This is a genomic window from uncultured Nocardioides sp. (genome assembly GCF_947488025.1).
GTDB lineage: Bacteria > Actinomycetota > Actinomycetes > Propionibacteriales > Nocardioidaceae > Nocardioides.
The window spans coordinates 132,344-152,687 of sequence record NZ_CANKYS010000001.1; the positions used below are offsets into that span (position 1 = coordinate 132,344).

Annotated in this window: 16 protein-coding genes; 5 read left to right on the forward strand and 11 right to left on the reverse strand. The window is 72.0% G+C overall.

What is annotated here, in order from left to right; all coding sequences use genetic code 11:
- Positions 1–47 precede the first annotated feature (47 nt).
- Positions 48–521, forward strand: coding sequence for a metallopeptidase family protein (locus Q1B24_RS00580; protein ID WP_299922074.1), 474 nt, complete (start codon positions 48–50; stop codon positions 519–521).
- A 6-nt stretch (positions 522–527) separates the two neighbouring features.
- Here the strand turns inward: Q1B24_RS00580 and Q1B24_RS00585 are convergent, their stop codons facing one another.
- The 3 genes from Q1B24_RS00585 to Q1B24_RS00595 all read right to left on the reverse strand — a co-directional run bounded on the left by Q1B24_RS00585 (position 528) and on the right by Q1B24_RS00595 (position 5,168).
- Positions 528–1,913 (reverse strand): DUF5719 family protein, encoded by a 1,386-nt coding sequence (locus tag Q1B24_RS00585; protein WP_299922081.1) that lies wholly within the window; start codon positions 1,911–1,913, stop codon positions 528–530.
- Positions 1,906–4,824, reverse strand: a complete 2,919-nt coding sequence (locus Q1B24_RS00590; RefSeq protein WP_299922083.1) for a glycosyltransferase family 2 protein — start codon at positions 4,822–4,824, stop codon at positions 1,906–1,908. Before Q1B24_RS00590 ends, Q1B24_RS00585 begins: the two co-directional genes overlap by 8 nt.
- Positions 4,825–4,907: 83 nt before the next feature.
- Positions 4,908–5,168 (reverse strand): WhiB family transcriptional regulator, encoded by a 261-nt coding sequence (locus tag Q1B24_RS00595; RefSeq protein WP_191194914.1) that lies wholly within the window; start codon positions 5,166–5,168, stop codon positions 4,908–4,910.
- A 146-nt stretch (positions 5,169–5,314) separates the two neighbouring features.
- Between Q1B24_RS00595 and cofD the strand changes: the two genes are divergently transcribed.
- The 4 genes from cofD to Q1B24_RS00615 all read left to right on the forward strand — a co-directional run bounded on the left by cofD (position 5,315) and on the right by Q1B24_RS00615 (position 8,935).
- Positions 5,315–6,358, forward strand: coding sequence for a 2-phospho-L-lactate transferase (gene cofD, locus Q1B24_RS00600; protein WP_299922089.1), 1,044 nt, complete (start codon positions 5,315–5,317; stop codon positions 6,356–6,358).
- Positions 6,355–7,377, forward strand: coding sequence for a coenzyme F420-0:L-glutamate ligase (locus Q1B24_RS00605; protein WP_299922091.1), 1,023 nt, complete (start codon positions 6,355–6,357; stop codon positions 7,375–7,377). The genes cofD and Q1B24_RS00605 overlap by 4 nt, the downstream gene beginning before the upstream one ends.
- 74 nt (positions 7,378–7,451) lie before the next feature.
- Entirely contained in the window at positions 7,452–8,189 is a 738-nt protein-coding gene (locus Q1B24_RS00610) for a DUF3105 domain-containing protein (RefSeq protein ID WP_299922093.1), read from the forward strand.
- 11 nt (positions 8,190–8,200) lie between these two features.
- On the forward strand, positions 8,201–8,935 hold the full coding sequence (locus tag Q1B24_RS00615; protein ID WP_299922095.1) for a TIGR03089 family protein: 735 nt from the start codon (positions 8,201–8,203) through the stop codon (positions 8,933–8,935).
- A 24-nt stretch (positions 8,936–8,959) separates the two neighbouring features.
- Here Q1B24_RS00615 and Q1B24_RS00620 read toward each other — a convergent pair whose 3' ends face one another.
- The 8 genes from Q1B24_RS00620 to Q1B24_RS00655 all read right to left on the reverse strand — a co-directional run bounded on the left by Q1B24_RS00620 (position 8,960) and on the right by Q1B24_RS00655 (position 20,343).
- Entirely contained in the window at positions 8,960–11,677 is a 2,718-nt protein-coding gene (locus Q1B24_RS00620; protein ID WP_299922097.1) for an FG-GAP-like repeat-containing protein, read from the reverse strand.
- Positions 11,678–11,914: 237 nt separating this feature from the next.
- Positions 11,915–12,685 carry an ABC transporter ATP-binding protein gene (locus tag Q1B24_RS00625; RefSeq protein ID WP_299922099.1) on the reverse strand — a complete coding sequence of 257 codons (771 nt, stop codon included), beginning with the start codon at positions 12,683–12,685 and terminating at the stop codon, positions 11,915–11,917.
- Positions 12,685–13,593, reverse strand: coding sequence for an ABC transporter permease (locus Q1B24_RS00630; protein ID WP_299922101.1), 909 nt, complete (start codon positions 13,591–13,593; stop codon positions 12,685–12,687). Before Q1B24_RS00630 ends, Q1B24_RS00625 begins: the two co-directional genes overlap by 1 nt.
- Before the next feature lie 7 nt (positions 13,594–13,600).
- Positions 13,601–15,661, reverse strand: coding sequence for a glycosyltransferase (locus Q1B24_RS00635; protein WP_299922103.1), 2,061 nt, complete (start codon positions 15,659–15,661; stop codon positions 13,601–13,603).
- Positions 15,658–16,866: a UDP-galactopyranose mutase gene (gene glf, locus Q1B24_RS00640; protein ID WP_299922105.1), complete on the reverse strand. Its 1,209-nt coding sequence runs from the start codon at positions 16,864–16,866 to the stop codon at positions 15,658–15,660. The genes Q1B24_RS00635 and glf overlap by 4 nt, the downstream gene beginning before the upstream one ends.
- 36 nt (positions 16,867–16,902) lie before the next feature.
- A complete protein-coding gene (locus tag Q1B24_RS00645; RefSeq protein WP_299922107.1) occupies positions 16,903–17,829 on the reverse strand; it encodes a glycosyltransferase family 2 protein in 927 nt (308 codons plus the stop codon).
- Entirely contained in the window at positions 17,826–18,755 is a 930-nt protein-coding gene (locus tag Q1B24_RS00650; RefSeq protein WP_299922109.1) for a glycosyltransferase, read from the reverse strand. The genes Q1B24_RS00645 and Q1B24_RS00650 overlap by 4 nt, the downstream gene beginning before the upstream one ends.
- 31 nt (positions 18,756–18,786) lie before the next feature.
- Entirely contained in the window at positions 18,787–20,343 is a 1,557-nt protein-coding gene (locus tag Q1B24_RS00655) for an LCP family protein (protein WP_299922111.1), read from the reverse strand.
- Position 20,344 lies beyond the last annotated feature (1 nt).

The window sequence follows — 20,344 nt, forward strand, 5'->3', positions numbered from 1 at the left end:
CGCCGACGCTACCCGGCGCACACACGCCGGGCGCTTAGGCTCGCGGCGTGGACATCGGGGCAGGCGACGAGTCGGGCACGCAAGCGGGCGACGCGCCCGGCCGGTCGAGGCACCGCACCCGCGACCGCCGGGGTCGCGGCATGCGCGGACCGGGAGTGCTGCCCGAGCGACCCGGCACCCCGGCGCTGCGGACCACGCGACAGCGCTTCGACCAGCTGGTGCTCGACGTGGTGACGCCGCTGGACGAGCGCTGGCAGCGCCACCTCGGGCTGGTGGAGTACGCCGTCGAGGACGCGCCGATGCTCCCCGACGACTGGCCCGACGAGACCGTGCCGCTGTCGTCGCTGGTGCGCGGCAAGGGACAGGAACCGACCCGGCTGGTGATCTTCCGCCGCCCGATCGAGCACCGCGCGACCTCGCGCGACGAGCTCGAGGCCATGGTGCACACCGTCGTCGTCGAGCAGCTGGCCGAGCTGCTCAACCTCACGCCGGGCCAGGTCGACGAGAGGTACGCCGACTAGTTCTGGCTAGCGCTGGGCGGGACGCACGTCCGCGACCTCGCTGGTTGTCCCCAGCTGCGCGAGCGGCAGGACCGACAGCCCGCGGTCGCTGACCTCGACCGACACGACCGCTCCGGTGCGCTCCACGCGCACGCGTGCGAGCGCCGCCTCGTCGGGCACCCGCAGGCGCGCCGCGGTGGCCGGGTCGACCTCCACCCGGCGCTCGCGGACCACCGCCTCGCCATCGGCGTCCCAGGCCTGCAACGTCACCACACCGGGTGTGGTCGCGCCCGTGACGACGACGCGCTTGGCCCCGGCGGGCAGGGCGACGGCGGCGTCACCCTCGATCATCGACCCGGCCGACGTCAGCGCGAGGTCGGTCGCGGTCCGGGTACGGAGCGTGGCGGTGACCGGGCCGGTCGCCTCGAGCCGGAGCGCCTGCACGCCCTGGAGGTTGCGCCCGCGCAGCACGCCACTGAGGTCGACCTCGGTGACCGACGCCGGGTCGATGCTCACCTCCTCGACGCCCGACGGCGCGAACTCGCTCTCCTCGCTGACCAACTCCAGCGCGACCCGCACCTCGCTGTCGCCGGGGTTGGCCACGGTGAGGACGCGGTCGGCTGCCGACGTGCCGATCCCGGAGACGTACGACGTCGAGGCGGGCGCGGCCTGCGCGGGGAGCCACTCGCGGACCGGGCGGTCGCGTCCGACCGGGTCGACCACGTCGACCACGCTGGAGGCGAGGCGCCCCCGCGAGACGCTGACCCGCAGGGCGAGGGCGTCGCGGCTGGGGACGACCTCGGAGAGGTCGAAGGAGGTGGAGCGGCCGCCGGGCACGCGCACGCCGCGGAGCGCGGGGACGTCGACGAGCCCGCTGCCGTCCCACACGGAGACGTCGGCGACCGCGGGTCCGCGGTCGGGGTTGATCAGGGTGAGCGTGGAGGTGTGCTCGGCGGACGCGCCGACGCCGGTGAACCACCGCTCGGGGGTGGGCTGGTCGCAGCCGGTCGCGGAGCCGCCGCCGGAGCGCGAGGCGACGAGCCCGGGCGCGAGCTCACCGCTGCCGTTGACCACGACGTACTGCCGCTCGGTGCGGGACGCGACACCACCGGACAGCTCCTGCGTGTCCTCCCGGCGGCCCACGCGCAGCGCCAGCTCGCCCGAGGCGAGCGAGGTGGTGCCCATCCGGACCTCGTCGGCGCCGGGCAGGCGGGCCGGGCAGACCGCGGTCACCCGGTCGAGGGGCGCCTCGGTGGGGGCGACGGACGACGGCGCCTGCTCGACCGGACGCACCAGGGCGAGGGCCGCGACGGTGAGCAGCGGGATGAGGACGGCGAGGACCGTCACCGGCGACGGGCGCGTGCGGGTGGTCTCGGCCGCACGGCGGCGGCCGCCGGCTGTGGGCTCAGACATCGCGGGCCCCTTCCCTGCGCTGCCGGACGGTCGGGGCCGCCAGGACGAGCGCGAGCACGATCGCGAGGCCCTGCACGACGAGGAGAGCGGTGCGCCACCACGGGCTGGGGCCGTCGAGGGACGCCGGGTCGAGCGGACGGTCGACGCGCCAGGCGCGGGTGGTGCGGTCCTCGGCGCTCGCCTGCTCGAGCCCCGCGGTCGCGTCGAGCAACGAGGAGATCCGGCCGTCGGCGGGCGAGGCGAGGACGACGTACTCGACACCCCGTGCGCCCAGGTCGGCCACCACGGTGGGCGTCGGCGCGGACACCAGGTCACGCACGTCGCTGGTGAGGCCGGCGTCCTCCTCGGCCAGGGTGAGGATCTCGTCCTCCCCCACGGTCGTGCCGTCGTCGCGGCGGATCCGGTAGGTGACGCCCTCGTCCACGGACCCGGACACCACCAGCACGCCGTGCTCCTGGCCGAGCAGCGAGCTCTGCTGCATGTAGACCGGGACGGACTGCTCGACGTCGCGGGCCACGACGTCGCCCTCCTCGGCGGTCAGCCACCAGGCGAGGCCGCCGAGGGGCACGGCCGCCGCTACCACGGCGAGCGTGACGGCGACACCGCGCTGCCACCACGGGTGGTGGTCGGCGAGTCGCCGGAGGTAGGCGTCGGCGCCGAGCACGACCGCCACCACCCAGGTGCCCTGCAGGATGACCACGAACAGCCCCAGGCTGGGCCGGGTGACCACCGACGGCAGGTCCAGGGTCACGTGCGACAGCACGCCGGAGACGACGGCGGCCGCCAGTGCGACCAGCCAGCAGATGAGCACCGGCACCCGCGTGCTCCGCGGGATGAGGGCCGCGACGGCCAGCAGGCCCAGCACCACGCCGAGCCACCACGGCGCGCCGAGGTCGTTGAGGCGGCCGGTCACCAGGCCACCGAAGGTCACCTGGTCGACCGTGAGGCGCCCCGCCTCGAGCAACAGGCCCGACGCGGAGCCGGTGGTGAGCAGCGGCAGCAGCCAGGGCGCGAGGAGCACGGGCGTCGCGGCCACGGCGACCACCGGCGGGCCCCAGCTGTCGCGCTCGCGCAGCAGGCGCGGCGCGATGACGGCCGCCGACCCGAGCACGACCGCGGTGGCCAGCAGCGCGAACAGCCACAGGCCGGGCACGAACGCGGCACCCAGGGCCAGGAGCAGGGCCGTGCGCCAGGCGGCACGCCAGCGCCGGTCGCGGTCGGGGTCGACGAAGCCGAGCGCGGCGTGCGCGATCCACGGCAGCAGGGCGGCGACCGCGACCGTCCCGAAGCGGCCCTCGGTCCAGGCACCGGAAGTCACCGGGACGAGGGCGTAGGTCAGCGCACCCCACACCACCAGCCAGCGCGGCAGTCCCAGGGGGTCGACGAGCCGCCCGACGACCTTGAGCAGCCGCCACGCTCCCCATGCCGCCACGGGGACCGCGAGCAGCATGAGTCCGGACACGACGGCACCGGGGTGGCCGAGCAGGAGGGAGGCGGCGAGCGCGAACGGCAGCACGTAGGCCGGGGCCGGCACGTCCGTGCCGGTGCCGAGCGGGTGCCAGCTCGACACGTGCAGCCGCCACCAGTCCGCGGCCGCGTCGGGCACGGGCGACAGGGCGCCGCCGGTGATCGTCCCGAAGGCCTCGCGCGCGGCGAGCAGCGACAGCACCCCGAAGAGCGCCAGCACCACGGCCACCGGGTTGGTGAAGAAGCGGGCGACGAAGCCGGTGTCGGTGAGGTAGGCGTCCTCGTCGTCGTCCGACGCGCCGGCACCGCGCCGCCCGTCACGAGCGGCCGCACCGCCCCCGGGACCGGACTCGGCCCGGGCGAGGCGGCGCCGTTCGGCGACGTCGGACGCCTGGTTGGTCGCGGCGGAGACGAGGTCGGTGACGAAGTCGAGCCCGTGGCGGTAGGGCAGCCACGTCGGCGCCAGCAGGCGGCGTACGTCGGCGGGGTCGCCCTCACGCAGCCGCGCCCGCTCGCGTCGCGCGGCCAGCAGCTGGCGCGGTCGCCCGTGCACGGACAGCGCGGCTGCGAGCTCGTCCAGTGCCTCCCCGACCGAGCGCACGGCGAGGAAGCCGACGACCCGCAGCAGGGAGCCGAGGAAGAGCCGGACGTACTGCCAGGCGAACCCGCGGGAGGAGACGTTGGCCAGTGACGTGAGGAGGGCCGCGCGTCGCTCCTGGTAGTGCGTGTGGCGACCGGTGAGCGGCGTACGCCGGACGCCACGGTGCGCGGCCTCGGCGTGGAAGACCACGGCCTGCGGCACGACGAGGGTGCGGTGACCGGCCAGCGCGGCGCGCCAGCCGAAGTCGATGTCGTTGCCGAAGATCGGCAGGTCCTCGTCGAGCCCGCCCAGCGACTCCAGCACCGACCGGCGCACGAGCATGCCGGCGGTGTTGACGGCGAGCACCTCGCGCACCGCGTCGTGCTGGCCCTGGTCGTACTCACCCCGCTCGAGACCGGTCTCGCGGTGGCCCGTGCCGGTGATGGTCAGGCCGACCTCGAGGAGGCGGCGCAGCGAGGGCCACTCGCGCAGCTTGGGTCCGAGGATCGCGACCGAGGGGTGCTCGCGGGCGGCGGCGACCAGCTCGGCGAGCGCGGTCGGCGCGGGGTTGCTGTCGTCGTGGAGCAGCCAGATCCACTCGTCGTCGCCGGCCTCGGCCGGAGCGGGCGGGGCGAGGTCCAGGCCGTGGCGCACGGCGGCGGGATAGCTGGTCGAGCCGGGCACCACGTCGACGACGACCCGCTCACCGAGGGCCTCACGGACGAGCGCGACGCTGTCGTCGCGGCTCGTGGTGTCGACGGCCACGACGCGGTCCACCGGGAGGGTCTGCCCGTCCAGACCGGTCAGGACTGCGGGGAGCCATCGCGCCCCGTCGTGACTGACGAGAAGCGCTGTGACGGTCACCGGAGCACCCTAGCGAGGGGCTCCACGGTCGATGAAACCGCCGAAGTGCCGGCGGAGCCGGGCCGGACACGCCGGCCCGGGGCTCAGCCCGCGGCGCTCTTCTTCAGCTTGCGGCGCTCGCGCTCGGACAGACCGCCCCAGATCCCGAAGCGCTCGTCGTTCATCAGCGCGGACTCCAGGCAGTCGTCGCGGACCTCGCACGTCAGGCAGACCTTCTTGGCCTCCCGGGTGGAGCCGCCCTTCTCGGGGAAGAACGCCTCCGGGTCCGTCTGCGCGCACAAGGCGCGGTCCTGCCAACCGAACTCCTCGCCCTCGGGCTCGAGAAGAAACAGTTCTGCTCTCATGGCTGACGCCCTTTCGACCCTGTTTTCAGAACTGGACGAGACACGTGCAAACAACATAACGACACTGTGGGAATTACATGCCTGTCGTACCCCGCAAGTCAAGCCCGGATCTGATATGGCCATTCCTCTTCCGGCAGGCTGTTCCTATGCCATCATCCGCATCCACGCTCCGCCGTATCACCGTCCTCTCCGGCGGCGTCGGCGGGGCCCGCTTCCTCCAGGGACTCCTCCACGGCCTGCGCTCCGGCGTCGTCGCGGGCGGGTCCGCCGACACCGAGGTCACCGTCGTGGCCAACACCGCCGACGACTGGTGGATCCACGGGCTCAAGGTGTGCCCCGACCTCGACACCGTCATGTACACCCTCGGTGACGGCATCGACGTCGAGCGCGGGTGGGGCCGGCGCGACGAGACGTGGAGCGCGCGCACCGAGCTCGAGGCGTACGGCGTCGAGCCGACGTGGTTCGGGCTCGGCGACCGCGACATCGCGACCCACCTGGTCCGCACCCAGATGCTCGAGGCCGGCTACACGTTGTCGCAGGTCACCGAGGCGCTCTGCCGCCGCTGGCTCACGCCCGTGCACGGCGAGACGGTGCGGCTCCTCCCGATGACGGACGACCGGGTCGAGACGCACGTCGCCGTGGCCGACGCCGACAGCCCCAGCGGGCGGCGGGTCGTCCACTTCCAGGAGTACTGGGTGCGGCTGCGGGCAGCAGTCGCTGCCGAGGCGGTGCTCGCGGTCGGCCAGGACGCGGCGACCCCGGCCCCCGGCGTGCTCGAGGCCATCGGCGATACCGACCTGGTGGTCCTGCCCCCGTCCAACCCGGTGGTCTCGGTGGGCACCATCCTCGGTGTGCCCGGCGTGCGCGAGGCGATCCGCGCGACGGCCGCACCGGTCGTGGGCCTCTCCCCCATCGTCGGCTCCTCCCACGTGCACGGCATGGCGGCCCAGATGCTCACCAGCATCGGGGTCGAGGTCAGCGCCGGCGCGGTGGGCGCCCACTACGGCGCCCGGAGCGGGGGCGGGGTCCTCGACGGCTGGCTGGTCGACGAGCGCGACGCCGCCCAGGTGCCCGCCCTGGAGGAGGCCGGGATCCGCGCGGCGGCCGTGCCGCTCATGATGTCGGACCACGACGCCACCGCGGCGATGGCCGCGGCCGCCGTCTCGCTCGTCACCTCCGCCCCCGCATGAGCCCCCGCCTCGAGGTGTGGGCCCCCGAGGGGATGCCCGAGGTCACGGCCGGGGACGACCTGGCCGGCCTCGTGCTGACCGCCCTCCGCGACGGGGCCGACCTGGTCGACGGCGACGTGGTCTGCGTGACCAGCAAGGTCGTCAGCAAGGCCGAGGGGCGCACCCGGGTGGGCGATCGCGAGGCCGCGGTCGAGGAGGAGACGGTACGCCTCGTGGCGCGTCGCGGGGTCGTCCGCATCGTGCGGAACCGGCTCGGGCTCACCATGGCCGCGGCCGGTGTCGACGCGTCCAACGTGCCCGTCGGCTCGGTCGTGCTGCTCCCCCTCGACCCCGACCGCTCCGCGCGGACGCTGCGCAACGAGGTCCACCGGCGCACCGGGACCAACGTAGGTGTCGTGGTCACCGACACGTCGGGTCGCGCGTGGCGCGAGGGACAGACCGACATCGCCATCGGTGCCGCCGGCCTGCTCGTCGCCGAGGACTTCGCCGGCCGCACCGATCCCCACGGCAACCCCCTCGCCGTCACCCTGCCGGCCGTGGCCGACGAGATCGCGGGCGCGGCCGAGCTCGCCCAGGGCAAGCTGGCCGGCCGTCCGGTCGCCGTCGTGCGCGGGCGCGGTGACCTGGTGCTGCCGCCAGGGGAGGCCGGCCCCGGCGCGGCGTCGCTCGTGCGCCCCGACGGCGGGGACCTCTTCGGCTGGGGCGCCCGCGAGGCCGTCGTACGCGCCCTGGCCGGGGACGAGGCCGACCGGGCCCCGTTCGGGGCGCCCGCTGCGCCCGACGAGCTGGAGGCGGCGATCAGCCGCGTCGTCGGCACCGGCGCGACGTCGACGTCGACGCTCCTGCTGACCTTCGACGACCACCCCGCCGACCACCCGGGCCGCGTCGTCCTGCACCTGCCCGGCGACGCCGACCGGGTCGCGGTCGCCGCGGTGTGCTTCGCCCACGGCTGGCGGATCACGGGCTGGACGCGCGCCGGAACAGACGTCGTGTGCGACGTGTCACCCGTGACTACGTAGACTCTGCCAGCGCGGACGCATCCGCCGCGCCCAGCAGCACCCCTCCCGCAGTCGACCGAGAGACACCGAGCACCGTGGCCAAGCAGGCAAAGACCGACCGTCAGGCGGTCATCGACTCCATCCGCTCCCAGCAGTCCAAGCGCGAGAACAAGCGCGGGCTGGCAATCGTGGGCGTGTGCGTCCTCGTCGCCGTGGTGATCGTGGGCGCCGCGGCGTACAAGCCGATCAAGGACTGGTGGGACCTGCGGGCCTACGCCTCCGACTCGCTCGGCGAGATCGGCGCGAAGGCCTCGGCCTGCCAGGACGTCACCACCAAGTCGGCCGAGGGCAACCAGGACCACGTCGACGTCGGCACGCCGATAAGCTACCCCGACGCCCCGCCGGCCTTCGGCCAGCACTGGAGCAAGTGGGACGGCATGGAGCGCAAGCTCTACACCGCCTCCGACCGGCCCGACAAGGGCGAGCTGGTGCACAACCTCGAGCACGGCTTCACGATCCTCTGGTACGACGAGACCATCGCCGACGACCCCGAGCAGATGGACGTCCTGCGCGGGATCGCCTCCAAGCTGCAGGGCACCGACAACCTGCGCGACAAGTTCAAGGCCGTGCCCTGGACGTCCGAGGACGGCAAGGACTTCCCGAAGGGCCAGCACGTCGCGATGACCCACTGGTCGGTCGGCGGCGCAGGCGAGACCGACCCGGCCAAGCAGGTCGGTGTGTGGCAGTACTGCTCCGAGGTGAGCGGTGACGCGCTGGACACCTTCATGCAGGACTACCCCTACATGGACTCCCCGGAGCCCAACGCCGTCTGAGGCCCGACCCGATGCCGACGACCTTCACCGAGGTGCTCGCGGCCCAGCTGCGACGCGACCCCGGACGCCCGCTGCTGACGTTCTACGACCACGCGAGCGACGAGCGCGTCGAGCTGTCGGTGACGACGTACGCCAACTGGGTGGCCAAGGCCTCCGGTCTGCTGAGCGAGGTCGCCGACCTCGAGCGCGGCATGACGCTGCGCATCGACCTCCCGCCCCACTGGCTCTCGCCGGTGTTCCTCGGCGCGGCGTGGACGCTCGGCCTGAGGGTCACCACCTCCGACCAGCCGGACGCCGTGGTGTGCGGCCCCGGGGGGCTCGACGCCTGGGCGCCCCGAGCCGGGGTCCTCCCGGTGCTGGCGTGCAGCCTGCGCCCGCTGGGCGTGCGGTTCGCCGAGGCGCTCCCGGCGGGCGTGCTCGACGTGGGCGTCGAGATCTGGTCGCAGCCCGACGGCTTCACGGCGTGGGACCCGCCGACCGGCGCCGACCTCGCCACCGACACCCTGACCCAGCAGCAGCTCTTCGGGCCGCCCTCCGCCCGCCCGCACGACCTGACGGCCGCCGTCGGGAGTGATCTCACCGACGGCGGCCGTCTTCTGTCGGTGGCCGACCCGGCTTCCCCACCAGGAATGGCCACCTTCACCGAGCCCCTCGGAAGAGGAGGCTCGCTGGTCCTTGTCCGCAACCCCGACCCGGCTCGTCTCGACGACGTCCACGACGCCGAACGGGCGACTGCCCGGGCCTGATCGCGCTGCTCTCTCCTCGCCGCCTCACCCGGCCAGGTCGAAGGCCCCCAGTCCCTCGCCCAGCACACGCGGGCGGGAGACGCCCGACTTGCGGCCGGGATAGACGTACGCCACGCCGCTCGTGCGGTCCCGGACGATGTAGTCGGCCGAGCCCTTGAGCGTCATCGCCTGCACGCCCAGCACCCAGTCGAAGCCGGAGAGGTCGGCCGGCAGGCCGGCAGGAGAGGGGACCACGCCGCCCTTGACCTGGACGGGTGTGCCGAACCCTGCGCCGTTGCCCGGCCAGACCATCAGCGCGCCTCCGGCGGGGGTGCCGATGACGTCGGGGAGCCCGTCGCCCGTCACGTCGCCGACGGCGCGCAAGCCCTGCACCGGGCCCCACCCCTGGCCGAGGACGGTGCCCGCCGCGAGGGCACCGGTGCCGGTGCCGGCGAAGAACCACATCTGGCCCGAGCCGTCGCGGGTGAGCACGTCGCCGAGGCCGTCGCGGTTGACGTCGCCGGCGTTGAGGATGGTGTCCATCCCGGCGAAGGAGACGCCGGTGTCGACCGGCGAGCCGAGCTCGAAGGTGTCGCGGTTGGCGACGACCACGAGCTGCTTGCCCGCGACGCCGATCAGGTCCGCCCCGGCACCGCCGACCAGGTTCGCGCCGGTGATCCAGCGCATCGTCTTGAGGTTGGTCGCCGGCCCCAGCGCGGCGCCGAAGGTGCCGTCACCGCGGCCGGGCATCAGCATCATCTTGCCCTTGGACGAGCGGGCCACCAGGTCGGAGCGCCCGTCGCCGTTGAAGTCGCCGGCGACGACCCGGTTGTAGCCGCTCCAGGCCCCGGCGACGCGCTTGGGCGACGCGAACCGGCCGGTGCCGTAGCCCGTCTGCAGGAAGAGGCGGTTCTTGGTGCGCAGCAGCAGGTCGACGCGACCGTCACCGTTGGTGTCACCGGCACCGATGAGCTGCCGGTAGTTGCCGTAGCCCTTGCGGGTGACCTTGCGGGAGAAGCCGCCCTTCTCGGTCCCCAGCAGCGTGACGAGACGACCCTTGAAGCGGGCCACGAGGTCGTTGCGGCCGTCGCCGTTGATGTCACCGGCTGCGGTGATCAGCGAGTAGCCGCGCAGGCGCAGCTTGCGGGTGGTCTTGCCGAACTTGCCGTTGCCCTTGCCGGCGCGCACCCGGACGCCGCCGGACTTGTCGGCCGTGACCAGGTCGGGCAGGCCGTCACCGGTCAGGTCGGGCGAGACGACGACGTCGGCGCGCTTGTTCCAGCCCTTCTTGCCCACCACGGTGCGCTTCTGGAAGGACGTGAGGCCACCGGTCGGCAGCACCAGGCCACGGCCGTCGGACGCCCGGCGCACGACGAGGTCCGGGTAGGGCGAGCCGTCGAGGTTGTTCTGCGGAGCGGGCTCGGAGATCGGGACCTCCTGCGGCTGCACCGGCGCCGGTGCCGGTGCCGTCTGCGCGGCGTACGTCCGGATCAGCGGCAGCTGGGCGTAGAGGTACTTGCCGGGGCAGGCCGTGGAGCCGGCGTCACGGTGCCCGTTGATCGCCTGGAACGTGCCGCGCCCGATCTTCTGCGACGTCGACGCGGGGTTGACCCCGTGCAGCGAGAGCTTCCACGCGAACAGCGCGCCGTAGGCACGCAGCATGGCGTCGGGCGGCTGGACGGTGTCGAAGTTGCCGATGGCCGACATCGCGAACGAGTAGTCGTTGTAGTTGAGCGTGTGGGCGCCCACGACGGGACGGTCGATGCCGCCGTAGCGGCCCTCCCAGATCCGGCCGAACCGGTCGACGAGGAAGTTGTAGCCGATGTCGCTCCAGCCGCGCGACTTCACGTGGTAGGCGTAGATGCTGCGCAGGAGCGCCGGCACCTGGGCCTCGGTGTAGTTGTTGGCGTTCACCGTGTGGTGGACGAAGCCGCCGCTGATCGAGCCGTAGCGCAGGGAGCTCTTGTTGCGGATGCTCTCGTCGGCGCCCCACTGGGCCCGGGAGAAGATGGTCGGCTGCGCGACGGCCTGCTTGCGCGCGGCCTGGAGCGTGATGCCCTCGGAGGCGGCGTCCGTGCCGTCCTGCTGCGCGAACTCGTCGTCGTACGACGTGCCGGGGTCTGCGCCGGCGGAGTCGGCGGGCGCCTCGGTCTCGGTCCTCGTGGCGGACCCCGGGTCCACCACGGCGAGGGAGAGGTCGTCGGGCAGGGCGACGCCGTCGGTGCGGGCCTCGACCTGGACGTCGTCCACGTCGCCCACGAAGGTCGGCTCGGTGCCGGGACGGGCCGACGCCCCCTCGGCGCTGCCCGGGTCGGGCCCGTGCTCGTCGTGGTACTCCAGGTCCTCCCAGGCGCTCCACTCGTCGCCGTCACGGGTGCGGACCCGGAGGGTGATCTGGTCCTCCTCGAGCTCCTCGCCGCCGGCCCAGGTGACCCCGACCGCGCCGAACGCGTCCACCGGCTGCGGCGTGCTGACCACGCGCGCGTCGGTGGCACCGCCGGCGACGGTGCGACCGCGCAGTCCGGCGAACCCGCCGGACGCCCCGGTCAGCGGCACCTCGGTGACGGTCGGCGTGACCGCCGCGGTGGGGACGGTCGCCGACATGAGCGCCGCGGGGGCGGTCGTGGCGGCGGGGGCGCCGGGTGCCTCCCCCACGATGTCGAGGGACACGACACCGGAGGCGGGGGTGAGCACGACGAGCACGACACCGAGCGCCAGCACCTGCTGGCAGAAGGTGACGAGACGGGCCTGAAGAGGACGCATGACAAGACTCCTGCTGTGTGGGGGAAGGTCACACAAGGCAGGAGTTTCACACCAGTCACATCAGTCACGGAAGGGTTTCTGAGTAACTACAACGCTGTAATTTCCACTCGACACGCCGTTACACCGGTGTCATTCTCACCGATCCGCCCCCGGAAATGCCGCAAGCGGTGCGTGGGACACGTTCCTCGTTCGAGAAACGTGTTCCACGCACCGCTCGGCAGGCGGGCTGCGGGCACCTCAGATGTCGGCGCCGAGGCCGTCGTCCTCGCCGGAGTCGTCGTCGCCCTCGTCGTAGTGCAGGTAGCGGATGCCCTCCTCGACGTCGCCGTCGAAGTTGAGACGCCCGTTCTCCATGACCAGGACGCGGTCGCAGAGGTTGCGGACCGAGCCGGGGGCGTGCGAGACGTAGAACATCGTCACGCCCGACTTCACGATCTGGTCCATGCGCCGCTTGCACTTGCGCTTGAACGGCCGGTCCCCCACGGCCAGGGCCTCGTCGGCGATGAAGATGTCGGCGTCGACGTTGACCGCGACCGAGAAGCCGAGGCGCGCCTTCATGCCGGAGCTGTAGTAGGCCACCTCGGTGTCGAGGAACTTCCCGAGGTCGGCGAAGTCGACGATCTCGTCGAACTTGCGGTCGGTCTCGGCCCGCGACATCCCGAGGATGGCCGCGTTGAGGTAGAGGTTCTCCCGACCGCTCAGGTTGTTGTCGAAGCCGGTGCCGGTGGCGATCAGCCCCGCGATGCGGCCCCGCGTGAGCACCGAGCCGGAGTCGGGGCGCATGACACCGCTGATGAGCTTGAGGAGCGTCGACTTGCCGGAGCCGTTGAGGCCCATCAGGCCCACCGACTCCCCCTCGCGCACGGTGAAGCTGACGTCGTCGACGGCGTTGAAGCTGTCGTGGGTCTTGCGACCGCGGGCCTTGGCCAGCACGGTCTGCTTGAGCGAGCGCTGGTAGGACAGCGTGAAGGACTTGGTGGCGTTCTCCACCTGGATCATGGTCGTCATCAGAGGCGCTCCGGGACCCGGGCCTCGAGACGGGCGAAGATCCGCTGCGCCAGCACCAGCAGCACGAACGCGATGGCCGTCATCACCAGGCCGCGGGTGAACAGGTGGTCGGGCAGGTGCACCGCGGCGGTCGCGTCGGGGTCGCTGGTGGTGCCCGTCCAGAAGCCGCGCTGGATCAGGAGCACGGCCTCGGCCATCGGGTTGAGCAGGTAGTAGCTCGCGATCGGCTCGCCGAAGCGCTCCTGCACCAGGGTGTAGGGATACATCATCGGCACGCTGAAGGTGACGAACTGGGTGAGGGTCTGCGCGACCTTGCCGATGTCGCGCATGAAGACGTTGCCGACGCTGAAGAGCAGCCCCAGGGCCAGCCCGAGCGCGGCTGTGAGCGTGAACCCCAGCAGCGCCGCCGCCATCCCGACCGGATCGGGGCGCCAGCCGAGGAAGAGGCACGGCACGACGAGGATCACCAGCATCGGAATGGTGTGCCAGCCGGCGACGAGCATCCGGGCCACCGGGAACATCTCGCGCGGCACCGGCAGCTTGGTGATCAGCGACCGGTTCTGCACCAGCGACTGGGTGCCGCCGTTGAAGGTCTCGGTGAAGAAGTGCACGATCACCATGCCGGCGAACAGGTGGATGGCGAAGTTCTCCATCCCGGCGCCGCGACCGATCATCACCTGGAACAGGAAGTAGAACATGCAGAACCGGATCGCCGGCTGCAGGTAGCTCCACACCCAGCCCAGCACCGTGCCCTGGTAGCGCGACTTGATCGTGTTGCGCACGAGCATGCTGAGCAGGTAGCGACGGCGTACGACCTCGCTGAGGCCCGTGGCCGCGGGCGGTGCCAGCGGCAGGGCCTCCAGCTCGGCCGTCGTGCGCCTGGCCGGGCCGGGGGCTGTCGTGCTCACGGGCGGCTCACTCGGGCGTGCCCGCAGGACGGTCGGTGTCGTCGGCCCACGGGGCGAAGGTCTTCTCCCATGCCTCGGGCGAGGTGATCTCACCGAGGGCGTCGCGGTACTGCTGGGCCAGGGCCGGCCACTCGCGGTGGAATCGCGCGTGGATCTCGACCGTGCGCTTCATCAGGTCGCGGAACTTGTCCGGGTCGCGCTCGTAGAGCGCCGCGGACGTGCCGTCGGGCATGGAGACCACGGCCGAGTCGTAGCGGGCGATGCGGTACCACTTCGCGTCCATGGCCGGGATCTCCGCCTCGGGGTGGCTCCGCGAGGTGGGACGCACCGGCTTGAGCTGGCGCAGCGGCATCGTGGCGGCCCGCACCAGCAGCGAGACCCGGCCCGGCACGCCCGAGTCGTCCTTGCCCTTGCGCGGCGGCTTGTGCCGCCGCACGGCGGGGAAGGTGTCGGGGTCGACCTGCAGCTGCGCGTCGGTGAACTGCTTGCGGAACGCATTGACCTCCGCGAGCTTGCCCGGGAGCATCTCGTGCAGCTCGCGCGGACCCGCGAGCACGTCCTCCATCGCCTTCAGCCGCAGCTCGACCGTGGAGTACTGCATCGAGACCAGGTGGGCGATCTGGTGGTTGAGGCTCTCGCGCACCATCCGGCCCCCGCGCTCGTAGGCCGAGTGCAGCAGCGCGGCGACGAAGCGGTTGCGCTGGTGGAAGTAGGCCTGCCAGTCGAGCGCGTCGTTCTTGTCGGTCCACGGGATGTGCCACACCGCGGCGCCGGGCAACGAGACCGTCGGGTAGCCGGCCTCCTTGGCCCGCAACCCGAACTCCGAGTCGTCCCACTTGAGGAACAGGGGCAGGCTGAGCCCGATCGTCTCGAGCACCTCGCGCGGGATCAGGCACATGAACCAGCCGTTGAAGTCCACGTCGACGCGCTTGTGCAGCCACCGGGTGGAGCGCAGGTTGCGCGCGCCGAAGTCCCAGTCCTGGAAGACGCCCGGCGCCGAGAGCCACCAGAAGCGCCACGGGGTGATGATCTCGCCGAAGCTGTGCAGCCGGGTGCGCGCGTAGATCGAGAACATGTGGCCGCCGACGATCGTCGGGCGGCGGGCCAGGTCGCCGAAGGTGACGGAGCGGATGATGCCCTCGGGCTCGCAGATGACGTCGTCGTCCATCATCATCGCGTAGGTCGCGGTGCCCTTGCGCACGGACTCGAGCTGGCCGCGGGCGTAGCCGCCGGACCCGCCGAGGTTCCCCTGCTCGATCACCCGCAGCTTGTCGCCGAGGGCCTCGGCGGCGGCCGGGAAGAACTCGGAGTCCCGCATCTTCTGCGTTCCCTGCTCCATCACCATGACCTCGTCGAGGTAGGCGTGCAGCTCCGGTGCGTCGCCGAGCTGGCCGAGCAGCTTGGCGACGAAGTCGGGGCGGTTCATCGTGGTGATGCAGAGGTCGACCGTGCCGTGCTGCGAGCGGTCCTCCGGCACCTCCGCCGTCCACTGGGCCGAGCGGACCACGACGTCGTGGTCGCCCGCGACGACGTCGTACCAGTACCAGCCGCCGTCGACGAACGGCTTCAGCGGCAGCTCGAAGGTGAAGGTCGACGTCGACTCCTCCCCCGTGGCGACGGTCTCGACGCGCTGCGAGCGACCGTTGGCCATCGAGCGGTAGACGGTCAGGGTCGCACCCGCGCCCTCGACGGTCACGGTGAGCGTGACGTCGGTGACGACGGTGTGACGCCGCCAGTAGGACGCCGGGAAGGCGTTGAAGTAGGAGCCGAAGGAGATGCGCTGCTCCGCCTGCAGCGCGAGCGCCTCGCGGTCGAGGATCTGGTCGGGGTGGATGGTGGCGCCCGAGGACACCGACTGGCGCATCTGCGCGCTGTTGAGGTTCTGCGCCGCCCGGCTGGAACCGACCTCGTACTTGTCGGCGTCGAGCACGGCCGGCTCGGGGTCGACGTAGAGCCGGAACACGTCGGTGTCACGGTCCAGCGGCAGGATCTGTCGCTGCAGCAGTCGCGTGACCGTGCCCGTGGACGTGGGTGCGTCGGTGGTGGGTGCGTCGGTGGTGGTGCTCATGCGTCGATGCCTCCGCTCGTGAGCTCGGCGCCCTCGGTGAAGTGCGGCTTGAGCTTGTTGTCGTACATCGACAGGGCGGCCCCGATGGCCATGTGCATGTCGAGGTACTTGTAGGTGCCCAGGCGGCCGCCGAACAGCACCATCGGCTCGGCCTTGGCCAGCTCGCGGTACTTCAGCAGCTTGGCGCGGTCGTCGGCGGTGTTCACCGGGTAGTAGGGCTCGTCGCCCTCCTCGGCGAAACGGCTGTACTCGTGGACGATCACGCTCTTGCCGGGCAGGTGGGTCTTCTCCCGCTCGGGGTGGAAGTGCTTGAACTCGATGATGCGCGTGTAGGGCACGTCCTGGTCGTTGTAGTTGACCACGCCGGTGCCCTGGAAGTCGTCGGTGTCGACGACGCTCTCCTCGAGGTCGACGGTGCGCCACGAGAGGCGCCCCTCGGAGTTGCCGAAGTACTCGTCGACCGGGCCGGTGTAGACGATCGGGACCTTGCCCTTGAACTCGTCCGCAACGGCGAAGAAGTCGGTCTCGAGGCGTACCTCGATGTTGGGGTGGTCGGCCATCCGGGTCAGCCACGCGGTGTAGCCGTCGACGGGCAGGCCCTCGTAGGTGTCGCTGAACCACCCGTTCTGGAAGGTGTAGCGCACCGGGAGGCGCGTGATGATGTCGGCGCTCAGCTCGGTGGGGTCGGTCTGCCACTGCTTGGCGGTGTAGCCCTTGATGAACGCCTCGTAGAGCGGGCGGCCGATCAGGCTGATCGCCTTCTCCTCGAGGTTCGAGGCGTCCTCGGTGGCGACCTCGCTCGACTGCTCCGCGATCAGCGCGCGGGCCTCGTCGGGGGTGTGCGACTTGCCGAAGAACTGGTTGATCAGCGCCAGGTTCAGCGGCAGGGAGTAGACCTGCCCCTGGTACTTGCCGAAGACGCGGTGACGGTAGTCGGTGAACGACGTGAACCGGTTGGCGTACTCCCACACCCGCTCGTTGGAGGTGTGGAACAGGTGCGCGCCGTACTTGTGCACCTCCACGTTGGTCTCGGGGTCACGCTCGGAGTAGGCGTTGCCGCCGAGGTGGTGGCGGCGCTCGAGGATGAGCACACGGAGACCGAGCTCCTCGGCGCACCGCTCGGCGATCGTGAGACCGAACAGTCCGGCGCCGACGATGACGAGGTCGGGCAGCTGGTCGCTGTCGGTGGTGAGGCCCTGGGACAAGGGATGAACTCCTTGGGTGAGAAACGCTGGGTGAGTCTACCGAGGGGGGCGGGCGGAAGCCGTCAGGCGGCGCATGCCCCGCGCGGACGCCATGGCACGGATCACGTTGCGGGCCTCGGCCCGGCCGCCGCGCACCGGGCTGAGCAGCACCACGACGACGGTGATCAGCCACGGCTTCAGGCGCACCAGCACGTTCTCCCCGTGGCGCAGGTGCACCACGAAGAGGTTGCGGTACATGTAGAAGCCCTTCCAGCCCGACAGGTCGTGCTGCTGGTTGAAGTCGAGCTGGCGGACCAGGACGGCGTCGCGCACGGCCCAGATCCGGCGACCGGCCCGGCGGGCGCGTACGGCGTACTCCGCATCGTCGTAGAAGATGAAGAAGGACGGGTCGGGGAAGCCGATCTCCTCGATCACGCCGCGACGGACCATGAAGCCCTCGAAGGCGACGTTGTGGACCTCGGCCAGCTCAGGCATGGAGGCGCGGTCGGCGTAGGTGCTGTCGATCGAGGCGCGCTTGGGCTTGATGGCGAGCGGGTTGCGGAGGTCGAAGTCGACGGCCGCCTTCTCGACCAGCGCGCCGGAGAGGTCCTCGCGCACGGCGATGAGGCAGTCCTGGTCGACCGCCATGAGCGCCTCGAGGCACCCGGGCGCGGGGACCACGTCGTCGTCCATCAGCCACACGCGGTCCCACCCGGCGTCGTACGCCGCTCGTACGCCGAGGTGGAAGCCGCCCGCGCCGCCCAGGTTGTCCGGGCTGTGGGTGACGTGGAGCGGCAGGTCGGTCCGCGCCTCGAGCACCGCACGGGTGTGGTCGGTGCTGGCGTTGTCGACGACGATGACCGCGTCGGGCCGGCGCGTCTGGGCGGCGAGCCCGTCGAGCATCCCGGCGAGCAGGTCGGCGCGGTTGAAGGTGACCACGACGACCGCCACCGTCTCCGTCCCAGGCGCGGCCGGGGCGGTCACGACAGGAACCTCCGGTGACCGTCGAAGTCACCGGCGATGCCGGCACGCATGGCGCCGGCGCTGAGCCGCAGCCGCGAGAGGCTGGGGCGGGTGAAGGCGTAGAACCACGCGGTCTTCACGACGAAGGCCAGCGCGTGCAGCGGGCCGCGGTAGTCGCGCAGGTTGACCAGGTTGTTGCGGGCCATGCAGTAGTGCTTGAGGTCGCTCGGGGAGTCGTTGTACGTCGTGCGGCCGAACATCATCGGCGTGCCGAGGTTGCCGACGCTGGGGTGGCGCACCGCGGCGGTGACCACTGTGGCGACGCGGGCGCCGGCCTCCTCCGCGCGGAGCCGGTACTCGTGGTCGTCGCCCCAGATGAAGAACTCCTCGCGCGGCAGCCCGATCCGGTCGACGAGCTCCTTGGTGACCAGGACGCCGTTGAAGGGGATGACGATCCCGTCGATGCGGTCCTGCTTCGCCGCCCGGCGTACGTCGTCGACGGCGTGCACGACGCGGGTGCGCCCGGGCAGGCGGATGGGGAACACCAGCCGGTCGGGGTCGGCCTCGTCGATCACCAGCGGACCCCAGAAGTCGAGGTTGTCGGTCTCCAGCAGCAGCCGGTCGAGGCAGTCGAGGTCCGGCAGCCCGTCGTCGTCCATCAGCCAGACCAGGTCGGCACCGCGGTCGATCGCCCAGGCGAGGCCGTCGTGGAAGCCGCCGGCACCGCCGCGGTTGGTCCTGAGCGTGCGTCCGCTCAGCGGGACCTCGCCGGTGGTCGGGTTGGCGGCGAGCCACTTCCCCGTGCCGTCCGACGAGGCGTTGTCGACGACCAGGACCTCGGCCACGCCGCCGACCTGCCCGAGTCGCGCCACCAGCTTCTGGAGCAGCGGGAGGCGGTTGAAGGTGACCACGACCGCGACGATGCGGGGCTGGGGTCCGGTGGTCACGGCGTACACACTAGGGGCGCGGCAGGCACGCTCAGCAAACCGCGCCCAGGTCCTCCGACTGGTTGGCGGCGTAGCCCGTGGACAGCGAGCCGAGCGATCCGCCCGTGACGGCCGGAGGCGTGCTCGGCGTCGCCGGGGCGGCCGGCGTCGAGGCCGTGCCCTGCTCCGGTGCCGGGGACTCGGCCGCCGGGGCGGGGGTCTCGGCTGTCTCGTCGTCGGTCTCGGCCGGTGCGGCCTCGGCGGTCTCGGCCGGCTGCTCGGGCGCGCGGCCCTCCGCCTTGGCGATGGCCGCCGCGACCTTGGCGTGGACCAGGTCGATGTCGGGGTTCGCCGTGTTGACCATCGGCGGCACGAGGGACAGCGTGGCGATCTTCTGGCTCTTGGCCTTGAGCGCGAGGTCGACGAAGCGGTCCACCTCGCCGCGCGGGACGTTGGTGGAGACCATCGCCGAGCTGGCGCTGGCGATCTTGTCGAAGTTGCGCAGGGCGACCTGCGGGCTGACCTGCTGCAGCATCGCGCCCATCACGCACTTCTGGCGCGCCATGCGCGAGTAGTCGTCGGAGTCGTGCCGCGCCCGCGCGAACCAGAGGGTGTCCATGCCGTCGAGGGTGCGCGTGCCGGGCTCGATGTAGCGGAAGAAGGAGTCGCTCGGCAGGCCGACGGGGATGCGCTGGCGGACGTTGAGCTCCACGCCGCCGACGGCGTCCACGAGGTCCTTGAAGCCCTCGAGGTTCACCATCGCCCAGTAGTTCATCTTCAGGCCGGTGATGCCCTCGACGCCCTCGATGGTCGCGTCGACGCCGGGGTTCTTCGAGCCCTTGAACAGCGCCGCGTGGTCGAGCGCCCAGGTGGCCAGGCCGTTGAGGTACATCCCCTCCTCGTTGAAGCCGTCGGGGAACTGCTCACCCATCACCGAGCCCTCGGGGAAGGGGAAGTTCTGCATGTTGCGCGGCAGCGAGATGAGCAGCGCCTTGCCCGTCTCGGCGTCGATGCTCGCCACGGTCATCGAGTCGGGGCGCAGGCCCCAGCGGCCGGCACCGGCGTCGCCACCCATGAGCAGCACGTTGTAGCGCCCCTGGTGGGCGCCGACGGCCTTGCCGTCGCCGAACATCGAGAGCATGAAGTCGCGCTGCACGCCGACGACGTGGGCGCCGAAGAGCAGCGCGCCCGCGACGCTGAAGCACAGGAAGCCGTTGACCCCGACGACCGCGAGCCGGTGCTGGCGCTGCAGGGTCAGGGGCTGGCCGAGCCGCCAGGCGTCGACGAAGAGGTAGGCCCAGCCGACGGCGAGGCCCATCATGCCGAGGCGGAGCACCTGGAGCAGCACCGTGCTGGTGCCGGCCCAGAAGGCGAGCCCGGGCCAGAAGTACGACGTCACGACCGCCAGGAGGCCGACGACGAGCAGCGTGAGCCAGGTCCACAGCGCGATGCGGCCCACCCGGCGGTTGCCGGACACCAGCTGCGCCGATCCCGGGAGGAACAGGGTCATCAGCATCAGGGTCACGGCACGGCGGAATCGGACGCGCTGGGCGCGGTCCATCGTGGTGAACCGCTGCTGGTGCGACCCGGAGGGCGGGACGGACGGCATC

Coding starts and splice junctions, on each gene's coding strand:
- Q1B24_RS00605 (WP_299922091.1), top strand. CDS start 6,355: ATGAGCCCCCGCCTCGAGGTGTGGGCCCCCGAGGGGATGCCCGAGGTC.
- Q1B24_RS00625 (WP_299922099.1), bottom strand. CDS start 12,685: ATGACGACCATGATCCAGGTGGAGAACGCCACCAAGTCCTTCACGCTG.
- Q1B24_RS00595 (WP_191194914.1), bottom strand. CDS start 5,168: ATGAGAGCAGAACTGTTTCTTCTCGAGCCCGAGGGCGAGGAGTTCGGT.
- cofD (WP_299922089.1), top strand. CDS start 5,315: ATGCCATCATCCGCATCCACGCTCCGCCGTATCACCGTCCTCTCCGGC.
- Q1B24_RS00635 (WP_299922103.1), bottom strand. CDS start 15,661: ATGAGCACCACCACCGACGCACCCACCACCGACGCACCCACGTCCACG.
- Q1B24_RS00615 (WP_299922095.1), top strand. CDS start 8,201: ATGCCGACGACCTTCACCGAGGTGCTCGCGGCCCAGCTGCGACGCGAC.
- Q1B24_RS00585 (WP_299922081.1), bottom strand. CDS start 1,913: ATGTCTGAGCCCACAGCCGGCGGCCGCCGCCGTGCGGCCGAGACCACC.
- Q1B24_RS00620 (WP_299922097.1), bottom strand. CDS start 11,677: ATGCGTCCTCTTCAGGCCCGTCTCGTCACCTTCTGCCAGCAGGTGCTG.
- Q1B24_RS00655 (WP_299922111.1), bottom strand. CDS start 20,343: ATGCCGTCCGTCCCGCCCTCCGGGTCGCACCAGCAGCGGTTCACCACG.